Annotated in this window: 20 protein-coding genes; 8 read left to right on the plus strand and 12 right to left on the minus strand. The window is 46.3% G+C overall.

Annotated elements, in window-relative coordinates:
- The first annotated feature begins 90 nt into the window (after window positions 1-90).
- Both E7L17_RS02255 and E7L17_RS02260 read left to right on the plus strand, forming a co-directional pair.
- On the plus strand, window positions 91-1,083 hold the full coding sequence (locus tag E7L17_RS02255; RefSeq protein ID WP_316321649.1) for an aldo/keto reductase: 993 nt from the start codon (window positions 91-93) through the stop codon (window positions 1,081-1,083).
- A gap of 191 nt (window positions 1,084-1,274) precedes the next feature.
- Window positions 1,275-1,709 (plus strand): hypothetical protein, encoded by a 435-nt coding sequence (locus E7L17_RS02260; RefSeq protein WP_316321650.1) that lies wholly within the window; start codon window positions 1,275-1,277, stop codon window positions 1,707-1,709.
- Here the strand turns inward: E7L17_RS02260 and E7L17_RS02265 are convergent.
- Window positions 1,672-1,950: a hypothetical protein gene (locus tag E7L17_RS02265; protein ID WP_316321651.1), complete on the minus strand. Its 279-nt coding sequence runs from the start codon at window positions 1,948-1,950 to the stop codon at window positions 1,672-1,674. The two genes, E7L17_RS02260 and E7L17_RS02265, sit on opposite strands and share 38 nt — an antisense overlap.
- Window positions 1,951-1,957: 7 nt before the next feature.
- Between E7L17_RS02265 and E7L17_RS02270 the strand changes: the two genes are divergently transcribed.
- Window positions 1,958-2,341: a hypothetical protein gene (locus E7L17_RS02270; RefSeq protein WP_316321652.1), complete on the plus strand. Its 384-nt coding sequence runs from the start codon at window positions 1,958-1,960 to the stop codon at window positions 2,339-2,341.
- 117 nt (window positions 2,342-2,458) lie between these two features.
- Here the strand turns inward: E7L17_RS02270 and E7L17_RS02275 are convergent, their stop codons facing one another.
- The 11 genes from E7L17_RS02275 to E7L17_RS02325 all read right to left on the minus strand — a co-directional run bounded on the left by E7L17_RS02275 (window position 2,459) and on the right by E7L17_RS02325 (window position 13,043).
- A complete protein-coding gene (locus E7L17_RS02275; protein ID WP_316321653.1) occupies window positions 2,459-3,073 on the minus strand; it encodes a V-type ATP synthase subunit D in 615 nt (204 codons plus the stop codon).
- A 15-nt stretch (window positions 3,074-3,088) separates the two neighbouring features.
- A complete protein-coding gene (locus tag E7L17_RS02280) occupies window positions 3,089-4,519 on the minus strand; it encodes a V-type ATP synthase subunit B (RefSeq protein WP_316321654.1) in 1,431 nt (476 codons plus the stop codon).
- Window positions 4,520-4,549: 30 nt separating this feature from the next.
- The gene (locus E7L17_RS02285; protein ID WP_316321655.1) at window positions 4,550-6,313 is read right to left on the minus strand and encodes a V-type ATP synthase subunit A; all 1,764 of its coding nucleotides are present in this window, start codon (window positions 6,311-6,313) and stop codon (window positions 4,550-4,552) included.
- 35 nt (window positions 6,314-6,348) lie between these two features.
- On the minus strand, window positions 6,349-6,945 hold the full coding sequence (locus E7L17_RS02290) for a V-type ATP synthase subunit E (RefSeq protein ID WP_316321656.1): 597 nt from the start codon (window positions 6,943-6,945) through the stop codon (window positions 6,349-6,351).
- A gap of 30 nt (window positions 6,946-6,975) precedes the next feature.
- Window positions 6,976-7,284: a V-type ATP synthase subunit F gene (locus E7L17_RS02295; protein ID WP_316321657.1), complete on the minus strand. Its 309-nt coding sequence runs from the start codon at window positions 7,282-7,284 to the stop codon at window positions 6,976-6,978.
- A 44-nt stretch (window positions 7,285-7,328) separates the two neighbouring features.
- A complete protein-coding gene (locus tag E7L17_RS02300; protein ID WP_316321658.1) occupies window positions 7,329-7,769 on the minus strand; it encodes an ATP synthase subunit C in 441 nt (146 codons plus the stop codon).
- 58 nt (window positions 7,770-7,827) lie between these two features.
- Window positions 7,828-9,780: a V-type ATP synthase subunit I gene (locus tag E7L17_RS02305; RefSeq protein WP_316321659.1), complete on the minus strand. Its 1,953-nt coding sequence runs from the start codon at window positions 9,778-9,780 to the stop codon at window positions 7,828-7,830.
- 18 nt (window positions 9,781-9,798) lie between these two features.
- Window positions 9,799-10,845 carry a V-type ATPase subunit gene (locus E7L17_RS02310; RefSeq protein WP_316321660.1) on the minus strand — a complete coding sequence of 349 codons (1,047 nt, stop codon included), beginning with the start codon at window positions 10,843-10,845 and terminating at the stop codon, window positions 9,799-9,801.
- A gap of 4 nt (window positions 10,846-10,849) precedes the next feature.
- Window positions 10,850-11,161 carry a hypothetical protein gene (locus E7L17_RS02315; protein ID WP_316321661.1) on the minus strand — a complete coding sequence of 104 codons (312 nt, stop codon included), beginning with the start codon at window positions 11,159-11,161 and terminating at the stop codon, window positions 10,850-10,852.
- Between the two features lie 182 nt (window positions 11,162-11,343).
- The gene (locus E7L17_RS02320) at window positions 11,344-12,702 is read right to left on the minus strand and encodes a PFL family protein (protein ID WP_316321662.1); all 1,359 of its coding nucleotides are present in this window, start codon (window positions 12,700-12,702) and stop codon (window positions 11,344-11,346) included.
- Between the two features lie 71 nt (window positions 12,703-12,773).
- Window positions 12,774-13,043 (minus strand): ACT domain-containing protein, encoded by a 270-nt coding sequence (locus E7L17_RS02325; protein WP_316321663.1) that lies wholly within the window; start codon window positions 13,041-13,043, stop codon window positions 12,774-12,776.
- 362 nt (window positions 13,044-13,405) lie between these two features.
- Here E7L17_RS02325 and E7L17_RS02330 point away from each other — a divergent pair, with 362 nt between their 5' ends.
- The 5 genes from E7L17_RS02330 (at window position 13,406) to spoIIR (ending at window position 17,686) form a co-directional block, all read left to right on the plus strand.
- A complete protein-coding gene (locus E7L17_RS02330; RefSeq protein ID WP_316321664.1) occupies window positions 13,406-14,221 on the plus strand; it encodes a histidinol-phosphatase HisJ family protein in 816 nt (271 codons plus the stop codon).
- Window positions 14,222-14,276: 55 nt separating this feature from the next.
- Window positions 14,277-14,759, plus strand: coding sequence for an Lrp/AsnC family transcriptional regulator (locus E7L17_RS02335; protein ID WP_316321665.1), 483 nt, complete (start codon window positions 14,277-14,279; stop codon window positions 14,757-14,759).
- Window positions 14,753-15,928, plus strand: coding sequence for an aminotransferase class I/II-fold pyridoxal phosphate-dependent enzyme (locus E7L17_RS02340; protein WP_316321666.1), 1,176 nt, complete (start codon window positions 14,753-14,755; stop codon window positions 15,926-15,928). The genes E7L17_RS02335 and E7L17_RS02340 overlap by 7 nt, the downstream gene beginning before the upstream one ends.
- A 100-nt stretch (window positions 15,929-16,028) precedes the next feature.
- Entirely contained in the window at window positions 16,029-16,898 is an 870-nt protein-coding gene (gene ispE / locus E7L17_RS02345; protein ID WP_316321667.1) for a 4-(cytidine 5'-diphospho)-2-C-methyl-D-erythritol kinase, read from the plus strand.
- Window positions 16,899-17,044: 146 nt separating this feature from the next.
- Window positions 17,045-17,686: a stage II sporulation protein R gene (spoIIR, locus tag E7L17_RS02350; protein ID WP_316321668.1), complete on the plus strand. Its 642-nt coding sequence runs from the start codon at window positions 17,045-17,047 to the stop codon at window positions 17,684-17,686.
- Window positions 17,687-17,691: the final 5 nt, after the last annotated feature.

Here is a 17,691-nt window from a genome sequence, read left to right on the forward strand (position 1 = left end):
ACGAGGTATAGGGTAAGCTACTTTAAAAACGAGGGCTTTTATTGTAAAATAGAAAAAGAAAAGAAATGGTAGAAATAGTGGAGGTAAGAAATGAAGACGAGAGAAATTGGTGAATCTGGTTTGGTAACTGGAGTTTTGTCTTTGGGCGCATGGGCCATTGGTGGAGGAAGCTGGTGGGGTGAAAACGACGATTCGCAATCCATACGCACCATTCACAGTGCGCTGGATCAAGGTTTGAATTGGATTGACACAGCACCCGTTTACGGTTTTGGACATAGCGAAGAGGTGGTGGGGCAAGCTCTAAAAGGCCGTAGAGAAAGAGCTGTTCTTTCTACTAAGTGTGGGTTACAGTGGCGCAATGAGATTGGCAGTCATCCTTTTACTAAGGATGGTCATTCGGTTTATCGCAATCTTTCTGCGCAATCCATCCGCAAGGATTTAGAAGACAGCTTGCAGCGCCTGCAAACCGATTACATCGATATTTATTACACGCATTGGCAAGCAGAGAAAGATGGAGCTTCCATTCAAGAAACAATGGAAGAACTGCTTAAAATGAAGCAGGAAGGGAAAATACGTGTGATAGGTGCATCAAATGTTACAACTGAGCATCTGGATGAATACCTTAAATACGGTAAGATAGATGTAATACAAGAAAAATTCAGCTTGCTTGACCGCCGCGTAGAGCCATCTCTGCTGCCTTACTGTGAAGAGCATAAAATAACCCTTCAGGCCTATTCGCCTTTGGAGCAAGGGCTTCTCACTGGGAAAATTACGATGGATTATAAGATTGAATCTGGTTCCGTTCACGAGAACAAATTCTGGTGGATGCCTGAAAACCGCCAATTTGCTATAGAAATGCTTAGAGGATGGCGTGATTTAACCCAAAAATATAGTTGCTCTCTAGGCAACCTCGCAATTGCTTGGATGGTGGCTCGCAGTGAGTACCTGAATGTGCTAGGTGGCGCCAGAACCATAGAGCAAGCACAGGAGAATGCCAAGGCAGGTGAGTTGGTACTGGATTTAGCGGATTTTGAGAGAATGACGTACGACGCAGACATGGCGATTACTAACACAAAAGTTTAAAATGTAAAAGCATCATTTTTTTACTACGGTAAAAGAGGATGCTTTTTTTATTTTAATATTCGTTTTTCAATAAAAATATATAATAATATCAATAAGAATATTTTTTAATCCCATATAATCAAAAAAATAAAAAATATCATACTGTATTGGTAGGTTATTTCCTTAATATTTTTAAATTTAGGTGATTAAAGATGAAAAGTGAAAATTGCGATTTTAGTCCAGAAATGAAGATATATAAGCATTGCGAAAGTGCTTGTTGTTGCCCACGCCCTCCAATATGCTGTCCTGGTCCAACCGGTCCGACAGGACAAACTGGACCCACAGGGGCAATCGGTGCTACCGGGGCAACCGGCCCAACCGGACCCACAGGAGCAGTAGGTGCTACTGGGGCAACCGGCCCAACTGGACCCACAGGGGCAACCGGTGCTACCGGGGCAACCGGCCCAACTGGACCCACAGGGGCAATCGGTGCCACCGGGGCAACCGGCCCAACTGGACCCACAGGGGCAACCGGCCCAACCGGACCCACAGGAGCAGTAGGTGCTACTGGGGCGATCGGACCGACGGGACCCACAGGGGCTACTGGTGTTACCGGACCAACTGGTCCAACCGGACAGGAGCAGTAGGTGCTACTGGGGCAATCGGACCGACGGGACCCACAGGAGCTACTGGTGTTACCGGACCAACTGGTCCAACCGGACCCACGGGAGCAGTAGGTGCTACTGGGGCAATCGGACCGACGGGACCCACAGGAGCTACTGGTGTTACCGGCCCAACTGGTCCAACCGGACCCACGGGAGCAGTTGGTGCTACCGGGGCAACTGGCCCAACTGGCCCAACTGGTGCAATCGGTCCAGGAGCAACCACAATTTATTTGGCAACAGACCAGTCTATAAGCGATGGCGGATGGGTTGGTCTTGGAACTTCTTCATCCGGACCATTATTTGTTACTAGTACGGTCACGATACCTGTAAATGCTACTATAGTAGGACTTGTATTAAATATTAGAGATAATACAATACCAGCTGGAGATACCGTAACGGCAGAAATTTTTACAAGCCCATGTGGAAATACAGATCCGACAACCACTGGTATTACTGCTACTGTTACCGGTCCTAATCCAACCAACTGCCTTGCATCTGGTGTAGGGAGTGTTCCGGTTCTTCTAGGCGATTTGTTATCCGTTCAAATTACTACAGGCGCAGGAGTAGGTGCGCTAAGTCGAGGGGTCGCAGTTACGGTATTTTTAACAATTTAATTGAATGCCATTCACTCAAATATTATAAATGTTGTTTTCATCTTTTGTAACATGAATTAAATGATTTTATAAAAAAAGAAGGCTTTTCCTTTCGGAAGAGCCTTCTTTTTGTTCGAGTTATTCGTGGCTTTTCTGCCGCTTGATTACCTTCAAGCGAGAGAATTCCTCTCTGTCCTTTTCTTCCAGCGCGTCTGTAATAAACTTTACAGTTTCCTCAAAACGGGGAATCATAATGTTCTTCAATGCGTTTGCGCGCTTTTGGGTCTTCTTTACGTTGTCAGCTAAGCGGTAAACACTGTTCTCTACTTCGGCAAGCTCTGCAGTAAGATATTTAACCTCCCGGAATTTCAGGTAGGCATTATCCATCATAGAGTTTGTCTCCATCAGACCATAGCTGAGACTAGGTGGGGTACGCTCTAGCGAGACCATGGGAATTTCCACTCCCATAACGCTGCGGTACGCCACGTTCAGATTATCGTCGTATGGAACAGTTTCTGCAATTTTATCGCACATACCCAGCGTAACGCTGGCCATTTGCAAAGCCGCATAAGCTTCTTCATACGTACTGTCAATCTTATCTTGAATTTCATTGGCTCTCTCAATAAGAGCCATCATTTCACGAATAAGAATGTTGCGCTTACGGTCCATCAGCTCAAAGCCGGTGCGGGCCAGACTAAGCGATTTCTTTGTGGCAAGAAGATTGCCCTTGGTTGGTACAATTTGAATCGCCAATGCCGCTCACCTCGCTTAGTTATTGGTTCCGTCTGTATCTTCTTCCAGCTCGCTCTGTTCTTTTGCAGCGGTTTCTGGCTTATAGAACTGGTTGAGAACCGCATCATCCACACGGTCCAGCTCAGAGCGGGGCAGGGTAGAGAGAAGTCTCCAGCCCAAATCCAGACTCTGGTCAATGGTTCTATTTTCATTATGCCGCTGAGTTAAGAACAACTGCTCAAACAGCTTACCAAAGTGCAGGTACTGTTTGTCCACAGGGGATAATTCTTCCTCGCCAATAACGGAAGCTAGGGAACGAGCATCCATAACTTTGGCGTAGGAAGCGAAAAGCTGGTTGGAAAGTGCGGAGTGATCCGCACGGGTAAAGCCATCGCCAATACCATCCTTCATCAAACGAGAGAGGGAAGGCAGAACGCCGACAGGTGGGTAAATGCCCATGCTGTCGAGTGTGCGATCCAGAACAATCTGGCCCTCGGTGATGTAACCAGTAAGGTCAGGTACGGGGTGGGTAACGTCATCATTGGGCATGGTTAGAATCGGAATCTGTGTCACCGAACCTGTTTTTCCTTCCACCATGCCGGCGCGCTCATACAAGGAGGCAAAATCCGAATACAAGTAACCGGGGAAGCCCTTTCTGCCAGGGATTTCACCCTTAGAGGAGCTGAACTCACGCAATGCTTCTGCATAGGAGGTCATGTCTGTCATGATGACCAAAATATGCATGTTCAGTTCAAAAGCAAGGTATTCCGCGGTAGTCAGTGCGCAGCGGGGGGTCAGGGTACGCTCAATAATCGGGTCGTTTGCTAGGTTAACGAACATAACAACCTTTTGCAAAACGCCGGATTCATCGAACGAGCGGCGGAAGTATTCCGCAACGTCATTCTTAACACCCATGGCGGCGAATACGATAGCGAAGTTGTCGCCATCTGCACCGGTGATTTTTGCCTGACGTGCAATCTGCACGGCCAGCTCATTGTGAGACATACCGGAGCCGGAGAAAATCGGCAGCTTCTGCCCACGAATCAGGGTCATCAGTGTATCGATACTAGAAACACCGGTATTGATATAGTTAACCGGGTATACACGGGATACCGGGTTAATCGGGGTACCGTTAATATTCATGCGCTTTTGCGGGAAGATATTGCCCAAACCGTCAATGGGACGACCGGAGCCATCAAAAACTCGGCCGAGGATTTCAGGGGAAAGGGGCATCTCCATAGGGCGGCCGCGCAGACGTGTGCGGGTATTGTTCAAAGAAATACCACGGGTGCCATCAAAAACCTGAATAACCACGCGTTTGCCGTCCATCTGTACAACTCGGCCTTGGCGCATGGTGCCGTTGTCCAGACGAATGTCCACAATTTCTTCAAAAGAGGCATTTTCCACATCGTCCAGCACAATCAGCGACCCGTTTATTTCTTTGACGCCAATATAATCAAGAATCATAAAAAAACCGCCTTCTTTCCGTGTGGTTCATCAATTATTGATGATTTCCGCCACGGTGTTATCAATTTCTGCAATATAGTCATCAAACAAGTCCAGCTTGTCGTTCGGTACATCGTACTTAATCTTTACCAGCTTGTCAAACAGACCGGACTGCATAATACTGGAAATGGGAACGGATGCTGCAATGAGCTGCCGTGATTTTTGGTACAGGTGCAAGATAACCTTCATCATCAGCTTCTGCTTCTCCAGAGGTACGAACGTATCTTCCGCATGGAACGCATTCTGCTGCAAGAAACCAACACGAATCAGACGTGCAATTTCAATAACAAGCTTCTGGTCATCCGGCAAAACGTCGGAGCCAATCAGCTTAACAATCTCCATGAGTTTGCTTTCTTCCTGAAGTAGATTGTTGGTTTGTCTGCGGTACTCAAGGAATTCCTCGCCCACGTTTTCTTTAAACCAATCCTGCAAATCAGCATTGTATTCGCTGTAGCTGGTCATCCAGTTTATAGCCGGGTAATGTCTTGCATAAGCGAGGTTTTTATCTAGCGCCCAGAAGCAGCGGGTAAAACGCTTGGTATTTTGTGTAACAGGCTCGGAGAAGTCCGCACCTGCAGGGGAAACCGCACCGATGATGGTGATAGAGCCATCGGTTCCGTTTAGGTTTTTCGTGTAGCTGGCACGCTCGTAGAATTCCGCCAGACGAGAGGGCAGATACGCCGGGAAGCCTTCTTCTGCGGGCATTTCTTCCAAACGGCCAGAAATTTCACGCAGTGCTTCCGCCCAGCGGGAGGTGGAGTCAGCCATCATGGCTACGTGGTAGCCCATGTCGCGGTAATACTCCGCTAAGGTAATGCCGGTGTAAATAGACGCTTCACGCGCCGCAACAGGCATGTTCGAGGTGTTCGCAATCAAAGTGGTTCGGTCGGTCATAGGTCTGCCGGATTTCGGGTCAATTAACTCGGTGAATTCCTGCAAAACCTGTGCCATTTCGTTACCACGCTCACCGCAGCCAACGTAGATAATAATATCTGCATCGCACCATTTGGCAAGCTGGTGCTGTGTCATGGTTTTACCGCTACCAAAGCCACCAGGGATGGCCGCAGTACCGCCCTTGGCTACTGGGAACAGGGTGTCAATAACACGCTGACCGGTAACCAGCGGAATTCTGGGCTGCATACGTTCCGCAACCGGGCGTGGTGTACGGATGGGCCACCTTTGGCAAAGAGAAAGCTCATGCTTGTTTCCCTTTGCATCGGTAAGTTCAACAACGGTGTCGTTCACACGGTATTTGCCATTTGCATTCACCTTTGTGACGGTACCGCTCAGTGTGGGCGGTACTAGGCATTTATGGCGAATGATCTTTGTTTCGGGGCATTCCGCGTAAATGTCGCCACCTGTAAGGGTATCGCCTACCTGAACGGTGACAGTAACCTCCCAGAGCTGTTCGGTGTCTAATGCGGGCACGTTACTGCCGCGCGAAATAAATACAGAGCCGGAATCGTCCGCTATTTTCTTCAGCGGGCGCTCAATTCCGTCGAAAATATTATCTAGAATACCTGGGCCTAACGTAACATTCATGGGGCTGCCGGTACCGTATACCGGCTCACCCGGGCGCAGTCCGGTGGTTTCTTCATAGACCTGTATGGTGGTAAGCTTATCGGTAATACCGATGATTTCACCAACCAAACGCTCCTTGCCCACGAATACCATTTCCATCATGGAAAAGCTGCGTGAATTTTTAATCGTTACAACTGGCCCGTTAATACCATGAATTACATCTTGGTTCTCCATCTTCAAATCATCTCCGTTATCGTTGGTATTACGGCTCAGACCACAGACATTCCAGAGGTTTCTTCAAACCACTCCTGCTGTGATTCCAGCATCGTGTCCAGTGTTTCATCCGCCATTATGCCGCGCTCGGCATGATAGGCACGAACACCGCCGATCAAAATATCTTGGTCCGCCTGAACAGTGCATTCCTTTTTGAATGCCTGACGAAGCAGATCCTCATATTGCAGATCCTCTTTCTTCACGCAGAGAACAGTGCCGGTTTCCGGGAACAGCTCAGAAAGGCCGGTAGCGTATTTTTGCAGCAGAGAAGGGTATTGAGCCGATTTTGAGTAATCTAAAAGACGCTCTTTCGCCTTAGCAAACACATCATTTTCAATGTTTTTTCTCTTCTCCAAAAGCTCTTTGCGGGCATTCATTTCACGGTGAGCAATGTCACGCACAATTCCATCCCGCATGGCAGTCATTTCGCCTTGAATAAGCTGGTATGCTTCATGCAGTACCTGGCGTTCTGCCTCTTCAAGCTGATTCTGTTTGAACTCAGAAATTTCTTGTTCAATTTTTTCCCGCTGTTCCTGCGCGTAATGATTGATCGCAGTACTAAACTTACTTAATTTTTCTTCACTAGAAGTCATAGTAACCCCCCGTTCCGCCGCCTTGGCGGTTTAAATTTTTACTCCGATTGCCTCGCGGACATAGCGGGTAATAGAATCCTTGGTACGGCCATTGCCGTGACGGTCGGGTATTTCAACGATTAAAGGGCGTTTTAGGTTCAGCTTTAAATCGTAAACCAGCTCGGGGCACATGGAAATCAAGCGTTCGGTCATTAGAATCACCGCAACGTCCTTCATTTCAATTGCATCGTTTAAAGCTTTGCGAACCTCACCGACATCGTGCGCCATAGTCCCCGGAATACCGGCAAGGCGCATTCCCACCAGCGTGTCTGAATTATCGCTGATTAAGTAAAATCGCATGTCAGCACCTGCTTTCCTTTTGTCTCATACTCTGAAAAGACTGCTTAAATCTTGTTCAGAATCAGAATGGAAATGAGCAGGCCATACAGTGCAATACCTTCACCAAGTGCAACGAAAATCAGAGATTTACCAAAGGACTTGGGGTCTTCTGCAGTAGCACCGATTGCAGCAGGGGAAGCAGCACCAACGGCAATACCGCCACCAATGCCAGCCAAACCAGTTACGAGACCAGCAGCCAGCAGGCCAAGGCCTTCTTTGCCGGCGTTTGTGCCGTCATTAGAGGAAGTGGTGGTAGCTGTGGGCTGTTCCGTAGCAGCGCTAGCAACCATGGGAACAGCAATAGTAACGGCGCAAACAATCATGAATGCTGCGATTTGGGATACAAGAGCTGTTTTTGCCTTTTTGCCATTTTTGACTGCACGAACAGCCAGTAAAATAGAGAGAATCAATGCTGCAACAGGGATAGTAAACAGTACGTAGTTCATAAGATTTGCCTCCAAAATATAATCATTTTAAATTTACCGCTAAGAGCAAGAATGAGGTTTACGCCTCATTCTGCTCCTTGCGAGCGGATACAGGATGGAAGGGACGACCGTTGCCGTCGAAGAAGCGACTAAACATTTCATAGAATTCCAGCCTCAAGACCTGGATTCCAGCAAGAAGTGCTTCCAGTGCCATAACAAAGATATTGCCCAAAATAACAACTAGAATATATCCGATTCCAGAAGACATGTTCGCCAGAGTGAATACCACCATCATCATGCCTGCGTGTACCAAAACGAACGCACCAACACGAAGGAAGGACATGGTATTGCTCATGTAGCTGAGCAAATACTCAAATACTTCAAAAAAGTTCTGAGTAATATACTCGCCCCAATTTTCTGGTCTCCAGCCCTTGTTGCCTTCCATAAGCTCACTCAAAAGCTCTTGGAAGAACATTAAAAGCAACGGGAAAATCATGAAGCAGAGTATATACGGTGTAGTAACAATCTGCCATCCCATTACAATTTGTCCGCCGAAACCGAATACGATTGAGCCATAAAACAAAAGTCCGGCTAAGCCGTTTGGACTAAATAAAGCGTTACCAAACTTCTTTTTCTTAACGCTAGAGTAAATGTTGATTAGCATTGCAATCATTACGAGAGATACACCAATGCCAACAGCCGAATAAATGATAATGTTGGTTGTGGCAGGGTGCATAACCTCAACCGGCTTTTCTTCTAAGCCAAACAATGCGTGGTAAATAGGGTCGAGCGCATGCTCAAAGCCAAACACCGAACCAAAGAGAAAACCAAATGCCATGGAAGACATACCGCATGGAATCAAGATTTTGCCGAGGCGCATACGCAGTTTGTTCCACATATAAAGGCCAATGAGAGAAACGCACAGCCCCTGCCCAAGGTCGGCAAACATAATACCAAACATAATAATGTAGGTAATGCCAACGAAAATGGTGGGATCCACCTCGTTATAAGAGGGGAGACCAAACATTTCTACAAAGAACTCAAACGGTCGGAACAGTTTGGGGTTCTTCAGCTTGACAGGCGGGGAATGGCTGAGCTGAGCATCCGCATTTTCAAACGAATATTCAACGGATTCCAGCGGCTCAAGAGATTCACGGAATTTTTCTTCGTTCTTGGCGGGAATCCATCCGGTTAGAACAAAGCTTTCGTGGTAACGTGCTCCGTAATGACGAATTCCAAAATAGATGCTCTTTTCTCTTAAATGATTGAACATCAGCTGGCAATTATCACTTTCCTGCTTCCAGAAAGCGCTCAGCTTATCGTCCATATCTTTTACGATGGCCGTTGTTTCTGCATGTTGCAGGCGAAGTGATTCTATCATTTCTTCCGGTGTACCCTCGTACCCGGTAAGACTAACGCGATTGAAAAACAGGCTCGAAAAAATTCGATCTACTTCATCAATTTGGTCAATAGGCGCAAAATAAGCACCCCAATAGTTTTCTTCATCACTGGAATTTGGGAAAAAAACCAGATAAGGGTTGTCACTGTAAAGCGGAAGCTTTTCGTAGTTCTCTTTAGACAAAGCACCGAAACGAACCTGAACATATTTGCATTCCAATACTTTTTTCAGGTTTAAATCCATGCCTGTAAAATGAGATAAATCACGAAGGGAATTGTTGAGCTCACGAATTTTTTCTTCTGCTTCGATTTTTTGCTTTAAGCAAGCTTCTACGTATGCAGTAAATTTGTCCACATACTCCAATAGCTTACGGTCTTCTTCTTCTGCACTGCAATCGGGTGCTCCCTCAAATTCGAGAGGATGACCGATTTTTTTGCAGGCGTCAGAAAGCTTTTGCAAAGGAGTTGTGTAGGGGTTATCCTCCCCTATGGGAACAAAGGGCGTTGTATCAGCATAGAAAGAAAGAACATTGTCGGGGTGGAAAACCTCAGATTGACCGCAGCGAAGCGTTACCTCATCCAGTTCGTTCATTCGGCCGATGATACTGGCCATTTTAAGTTTTTGTACAGCCAAACAGCACCACTCCTCTCGTTAAAAATCTGAAAAAGCCAGCAGCTTTTTTATTTCTTCCGGCGGGAGATTATAGCGGATTCCCTCAACAATATTAATAATATCCAGCAATTCAATCTGCATATAAAAAATATAAGACAGTAAAACAACGGATGCAGATACTGAAAAATGAACACCGCGACGGCATACACCGTATAAGGCGCGCTCTGCAAGCTGGTCAGCAAAGTTGTACTCAATTTTACTGGTTTTCTTACCAATTCTGGTTTGAACCAGCAACTTGCGCACCTCGTCCGCATCCCGTGCTTGTATCATTTTTTCAATCTGCTGCCTGTTAAGAGACCCAAAAGGAAGAAGGTTGCTGCGAATGTAATCCGGACCAGCCTGAAAATACGTTTTGAAACGCAGTATTCTGGCAAAGTTATTAAGGTCAAGATAAAGATCAATGATTTGTTTTAAATCCTGTTTCACACTTTTAGAATTCTGACGCTCTATGGTTTCGTATAGTTGACTGTATAAATAGGTATACAGTGCGTTTTCAGCCGCCGTAAAGTCTACGGTATTGTCGTAGGTGGGGCGAAACGGCTCAATCAACATTTGATAAGGCGTGTGAGACAAAGCTGCAATAATATCATCGAATTGTTCTGCGCCAGAGAGGCGAACCAAATCGATATGCGAATGCGCAGCCAAAGGAGTGGGCATAGAAAAAAAGTATTCCTTTGTCATGTCTGCATTCAAGTGTAAAAGAGCATTTAAAATCTGCTCCACCTCGCTGCGCTGCAGCAAGTACGAAGCCAGAGCATCACCAATGGAGATTTCATAGCGGCATAGTGCGGCTGAGTCTGCCAGTAGCTTTTTTTTCAGCCGATTTTCCAACTGGCCACGGTGAACTTCTCTGTCGTTGATTCCTGCTAAAACCTTATCGTAGTCCGTATTAGAAGCAAGATACCGCGCAATGTCAGAAACGCTTTTGCATGCCAGCATATCCTGGTAATTCTGCGCATTCAGTCTGCGTCCATACATCGCACGGGCTTTTGCCGAAACTACATTGGAAGAGAGACTGGAAAGCATGAAATCACTCTCCTATCACTTTTTGGAAGATCGTATCGATCCATTTTTCACCGCTGGCTGCATAAAGCTGATCCAGCTTTTCGGTTAAAGCCTTATAATGCAGCTCTTTTACCTGCCAGGTTTTTTCTGCAGCAGCTTGTTCCAAGGGCCTGTTCTTCTCTATACGGGCTCTTGCTCTTGCCAAATAGCTGTTACGAATGTCTTCCCGAGTTCTTGATATTTCTTTTTCCGTGTCTATTTTTTGTTTTTGGGCGGCGTCCGTGATCTGCCTGGCTTTTTCGTCCATTTCAATGATTTGCTTCAGCATATCGTTCATAATGACCGCACCTCCTTGATAAATAAAATCTAAGTTTCACAAAACATTCAGAAATCACATGCACAATTATAGCTCGCTCGTCACAAATATACAACTCATAAATTTACAAAATTTACTATTGTGACATTTTACCTCAACAAATGACAAATAATTTTTTATTATTTGATATTTTTTAGACTTATTTAGTTTTTAAGACTTTGCAAGGGTGCCGGAATACGACCACCACGATGAATAAACCGCGCAGGAGAGTAAGGATTTACCTCCATAACGGGCCCTCCACCCAACAAACCACCGAAATTCAGCTCTTCACCAACCTTTTTGCCAATTGCAGGAATCAAGCGAACGGCTGTGGTTTTGCTGTTGACCATTCCGATTGCAGCTTCGTCTGCAATAATGCCAGAGATTACTTCCGCCGGGGTATCACCAGGAATGACAATCATATCAAGCCCTACCGAGCAAACGGCGGTCATGGCCTCCAGCTTATTGAGGGTTAACGAACCGCGGCGAGCCGCTTCAATCATACCGGCATCTTCCGTAACCGGAATAAATGCACCGGAAAGACCACCAACATGAGAAGAAGCCATAATGCCGCCCTTCTTCACTGCGTCGTTGAGCAGTGCCAGAGCAGCCGTTGTGCCGTGGGCTCCGCACGCCTCCAAACCCATTTCCTCCAGAATGTAGGCAACCGAATCACCAACAGCAGGGGTAGGAGCAAGGGAAAGGTCTACAATGCCGAAAGGAACGAACAAACGGCGAGAAGCCTCTTGTGCAACGAGCTGACCCATACGAGTAATTTTGAATGCTGTTTTCTTAATCAAATCGGCAATGCCGGTAATGTCGCAGTCATCGGCCTTTGCTAGTGCCGCGCGAACTACACCGGGGCCAGATACACCAACGTTAATGACGCAGTCCGGCTCACCGGGGCCATGAAACGCACCTGCCATAAAGGGGTTGTCTTCCGGTGCATTGCAAAAAACGACCAGCTTGGCGGCACCAATGCAGTCGCGGTCAGCTGTAAGTTCCGCGCATTCGCGAATAACGCGTCCCATTTTGCCAACAGCGTCCATGTTGATTCCGGCTTTTGTAGTGCCCACGTTAACAGAGGAGCAGACAAAGCTGGTTGTGCTGAGTACTTCGGGAATACTCTCAATTAAAGCGTAATCTCCCGGCCCAAAACCCTTGTGTACCAAAGCGGAATAACCGCCAATAAAATTGACGCCCACCTCTTTGGCTGCTCGGTCCAAAGCCTGTGCAAAATGCGCCGGACTTTTTGATGGACACGCTGCTGCAATCATAGAGATGGGTGTAACAGATATGCGTTTGTTAATAATCGGAATGCCGTATTCTTTGCTGATATCTTCGCCGGTTTTTACCAGGTTACTGGCATAGCGGCAAATTTTATCGTACACCTTGTCACAGGCAGCATTTTGGTCGGAATCAACGCAGTCAAGCAGAGAAATGCCCATTGTAATAGTGCGTACATCTAGGTCTTCGTTATCAATCATATTGATTGTTTCCAGAATATCGCGGGAATTAATCATGAAAGCGTTCCTTTCTATATATAATGTGCTTTCAGGTAGAGTTTGCTTAATACAGCATTCTTCCCTAGAGCTTAGATCCGGTGCATAGAATTAAAAATGTCTTCGTGCATGGTATGAATCGTGAGATTCATGCTGGTTCCCAGTTCGGTAAGCTTATCAGACAAATCATTAAAGGGAATCGTGCTTTTTGAAATATCCACCATCATAATCATGGCAAACATGTCCTGCAGAACAGACTGGGTAACTTCGATTACGTTCACTTGGTTTTCAGCGCAAATAGCAGAAACACGGGCGAGTATTCCTACCATATCTTTGCCGAGCACAGTAATTACAGCACGCATAGGGCAGCCTCCTAAAAAGAAATATTCCAATTTTTACTGGGTCTTATTGCACTTTATTATGGATTAGAAAGAGGAGGATGTCAAGTCGTTTAGGTTATGATTTGTTTTGGAAAAAAGCAAATTAAGATATAATATTACAAACGAAAAAAAATAGTGGAAAAGATGTCTTTTTTTCCTTATTTATGTTAATATAATAAAAATCAGTAAGGAAGACCGATAGAAAACCGATAAATAATGAAAAACATAGAAGGAATATCTTTCTTTATTGTAGTTTAAAATAAAGTGTTGCTATATACGTATCCCAAACCAGTTTGGTTTATGATAGAATGAACGGCATTTTTAAGAATGGAGGCAGCCAGGCGTTGAGATATCGATTTTTTTCCGATTGCCATATGCACAGTGATTGTTCCCGAGATGCAGAAGACCCGGCTATGATGATGTGTGAGGCAGCAGAGCGCCAAGGGCTGTATGCGATTACTCTTACCGACCACTGTGAGTGTGATGTTTATGAAAAAGAGGATTATGACCGCTCTGTAAGACAGTCTTACTTCGAAGCAAAAAAAGCATCCGCCGTATTCCAAGGGAAGCTACGGGTGTATGCAGGCGTTGAGCTAGGCCAACCCTTGCATAATTTGAATGCAACGCAGGATGTTTTTTCTACCTGCGATTTTGATTTTGTTCTCGGCTCCCTCCATAATCTTAGGGGCATGGAGGATTTTTATTATTTAGATTATAATCAACTAAATGTAACTACTCTGCTTACCCGTTATTTTGATGAGATTCTTGAGATGGTTCGTTGGAATGGTTTTGATTCCTTGGCGCACCTTACGTACCCGTACCGCTATATTGTTGGCGAAAAGGGTATTCCGGCTCCGCTTTATCCCGAGTTTAGCGAGCGAATAGACGAAATATTAAGTCTATTGGCTCAAAACCACAAGGCGCTTGAGCTAAACACCTCTGGGCTTCGGCAAAAGCTGGGGCAAACCTTACCGCCGCTTGAGATTCTGCGACGTTTCCGCCAATTGGGTGGAACGTATGTGACCATTGGTTCCGATGCGCACCGTTGGGGCGACATTGGCGCCGGTGTTGAAACCGGGCTTTCTATGCTGCTACAAGCTGGGTTCGACCGTTTTACTATTTATGTTGGGCGCGAACCGGTTTTGTTGCCTATTGAATAAACAGCGCAGGGTCAATTCCCGCGAACTGTTCAGTTATTTTAAGGAGGAACTATTCATGGAAAAATTGTTAGCTCTTTTAAGTGAAAATGCCAGACTGACCCCTGCGCAGCTCGCAGCAATGCTCGACACAACGCAGGAAAAGGTCAACGAAGCAATCGAACAGTATGAAAAACAGGGTGTAATTAAAGGCTACCGTGCGCTAATTGATTGGGAAAAGGTAGACCAAAATAAGGTTACGGCTCTGATTGAGCTGAAAGTAGTACCGAAGCCCGACCGTGGTTTTGATGAAGTAGCAGACCGCGTGATGAGCTTTGATGAGGTTGAAAGCGTGTATTTAATGTCTGGCGGGTACGACCTTGCTGTGATTGTACACGGCAAATCCATGCAAGAAGTGGCATTGTTTGTTATGAACCGCCTTGCTGCTCTGGATTCGGTTGTTTCTACGGCTACCCACTTTATTTTGACTCGCTATAAAGATGGAGGAGTCGTTCTGCACTCCGGAGAAGAAAAAGACCAAAGAACGGGGTGTGTATGGTGATTGATTATCAGGGTGTTATGAATCAGCAGTTACAATCGCTGAAGCCTTCGGGAATTCGAAAGTTTTTTGATATTGCAAGTGAGATGGACGATGTGATTTCACTTTCCATAGGTGAACCGGATTTTTCAACCCCTTGGCATGTACGCCAAGCCGGTATTCAAACACTGGAAAAGGGGAAAACCTGGTATAGCCCAAACCGTGGCTTTATGGAGCTTCGGCAAGAAATCTGTAAGTGGATGGCGCGCAAGTACGAAGTAGAATATGACCCCGCAACAGACGTGGTTGTGACGGTTGGCGGTTCTGAGGCAATCGATGCTGCTCTTCGTACGCTTGTAAACCCGGGTGACGAAGTTCTTATCCCCGAACCGAGCTTTGTTTGCTATGTGCCTCTTGCTCAAATGGCGGGCGGCGTGCCGGTTATTCTAGAGACAACGGCAGAAAATGATTTCCGCTTAACGGCAGAAGAGTTGCGCTCAAAGATTACTCCGAAATCAAAAATTTTGGTTCTTCCGTTCCCCAATAACCCAACCGGTGCCGTAATGCGCCGTGAGCATTTGGAGGAAATTGCCGCCGTTGTAAAAGAACATAACCTCATGGTAATCTCCGATGAAATTTACAGTGAGCTTACCTATGGCAGTACACCTCATGTTAGCTTTGCTTCCATTGAGGGAATGAAGGAACGCACCATTTTAATCAATGGTTTTTCAAAGGCATATGCCATGACTGGCTGGCGTCTTGGTTTTGCAATGGGGCCAACCCCCATTATTGCTGAAATGACAAAGCTGCACCAGTACGGTATTATGAGTGCACCTACTATGGCGCAGTATGCTGCCATTGAAGCACTCAAAAATGGTGACGATGACATTGAAGAGATGCGTACGCAATACGATATGCGTCGCCGCCTGATTGTAGATAGTTTCAATTCGCTTGGCCTGAGCTGCTTTGAGCCTGAAGGTGCGTTTTACGTGTTTCCGTGTATTAAAAGCAGTGGGTTAAGCTCGCAAGAGTTCTGTGAACGCCTCATTTACGCAGAAAAGGTTGCAATTGTACCTGGCGATGCGTTTGGCGATTGCGGCGAAGGGTTTGCACGCGTTGCTTACTCGAATTCGATTGCCAATATTACAGAGGCCCTCAAACGAATTGAGCGTTTTTTAGGCACTCTGAAATAATTTGTTACAGGAATGTTGAAACGGTTTTGCTCGCTGCTCCTGCGTTTGCGGGTATGGTGGGCAAAGCCGTCTTTTTGCTGGGAAGAATGGAGGAACGTGCATGCACACAGCGAAGCCGATGATTGTTTATGCGGCGGCAAAGCTGAATTTAACCCTCGATATACTTGGCCGCAGGCCAGACGGCTACCACTTGCTGGATATGGTGATGCAGACGGTTTCAATCTACGATACCTTAATGCTCACGCCAACTCAGCACTTAGGGATTGAATTGTTCTGCGACCGAGACGGGATTCCTTGCGGGAAAGATAATACGGTGCAGAAAGCCGCACGCCTGTTTTACCAGCAAGCCGGTATTACAAGCGCGGGCATTCGCATTCAAATGCTTAAGCGCATTCCCGATCAAGCGGGCATGGGTGGGGGCAGTGCAGATGCTGCCGCCATTTTGCGGGCAATGAACCGGATATACAAAACAGGCTTTACTTTAGAACAGCTGTGTGAGCTAGGGCTTCAAATTGGAGCAGATGTTCCGTTTTGCCTTCGTGGGGGAACCATGCGTGCGGAGGGGATTGGAGAGGTGTTAACCCCTCTCCCGTCTATGCCAAGCTGCTATTTTGTCGTGTGCAAGCCAGAGGTAAGCGTCAGCACAGCTGCGGCATTTGCGCAGGCAGACCGTGATGGTGCTGCCTACCCGCACTTTACGCCCGCAATGCTGGCGGCGCTAAAAATTGGAGAATTACCCCGGATTGCAGATTGCCTCGGCAATTCGTTTACTTTGGCACTCCCGCTCCCGCAGATTGAACAGCTGCGGCAAGCATTTTTAACAATGGGGGCTCTTGGTGCTTGTATGACGGGGAGTGGATCGGCTGTGTTTGGCATTTTTTCTGAGCGGATTTCTTCGGAACATTGCAGAGAAGAATTACGCAAAACCTACCAGCATGTGTTTGTTTGTGAACCGGCTGGTGCGGAATAAATGAGTTAAGGCAAAGCTGTTTTTCTCTGCTTTTCGTGGGGGAAAATAGCTTTTCTTTTATAATTTTTATTTTTAATATTTGTGTTCGTATAAATGGTAGAAAAATGGACAATCCTTTGGTTAACATAACGAAGGAGATGACCTTTTTGAATACCAAACATACCTCCATGAAATTAAAGAACATAGAAAAAGCGCTGTTAATCGCTTTTGTACTTACAGTAGCCTGCTCTTTTACCTCTTTCTTTTCTTTTGCAGAGCAATGCGAAGATATTTCGAACCGCGTTCTGCGCCTGCATGTTTTGGCGAATTCAGATACTGCGCAGGATCAAGAACTCAAGCTTTATGTACGCAATCGCATTTTAAAGGAGTCTGCCGGAATGCTCGACGGAGTAACCAATCAGCAGGAAGCAGAAAAGGTAGTAAAACAGAATATCCCTCATTTAAAAGCCGCCGCCGCAGATGAGATTGCACAGCGCGGCTACCAATACCCAGTAAATGTGGAGCTGGAGAACATCTATTTTACAACCCGGCATTACAAGCAGGTTACCATGCCTGCCGGTACTTACGACGCATTGCGCGTAACCATTGGTGAGGCGCAGGGAAAAAACTGGTGGTGTGTCATGTTCCCGCCCATGTGCCTGCCGGCAGCAGAAGAAAAAGAAGAACTGGACGATGTTTTAAATCCACAGCAAATGGAAATTGTATCTGGACAGTATGAAATCCGGTTTAAGTCGCTAGAGCTTTACGAGCAGTTTAAGCATTGGGCTGCTGGCAATCAAACGAAGTAAAACAA

Source organism: Clostridium sp. (genome assembly GCF_032576335.1).
Taxonomy (GTDB): domain Bacteria; phylum Bacillota; class Clostridia; order Oscillospirales; family Acutalibacteraceae; genus Faecalispora.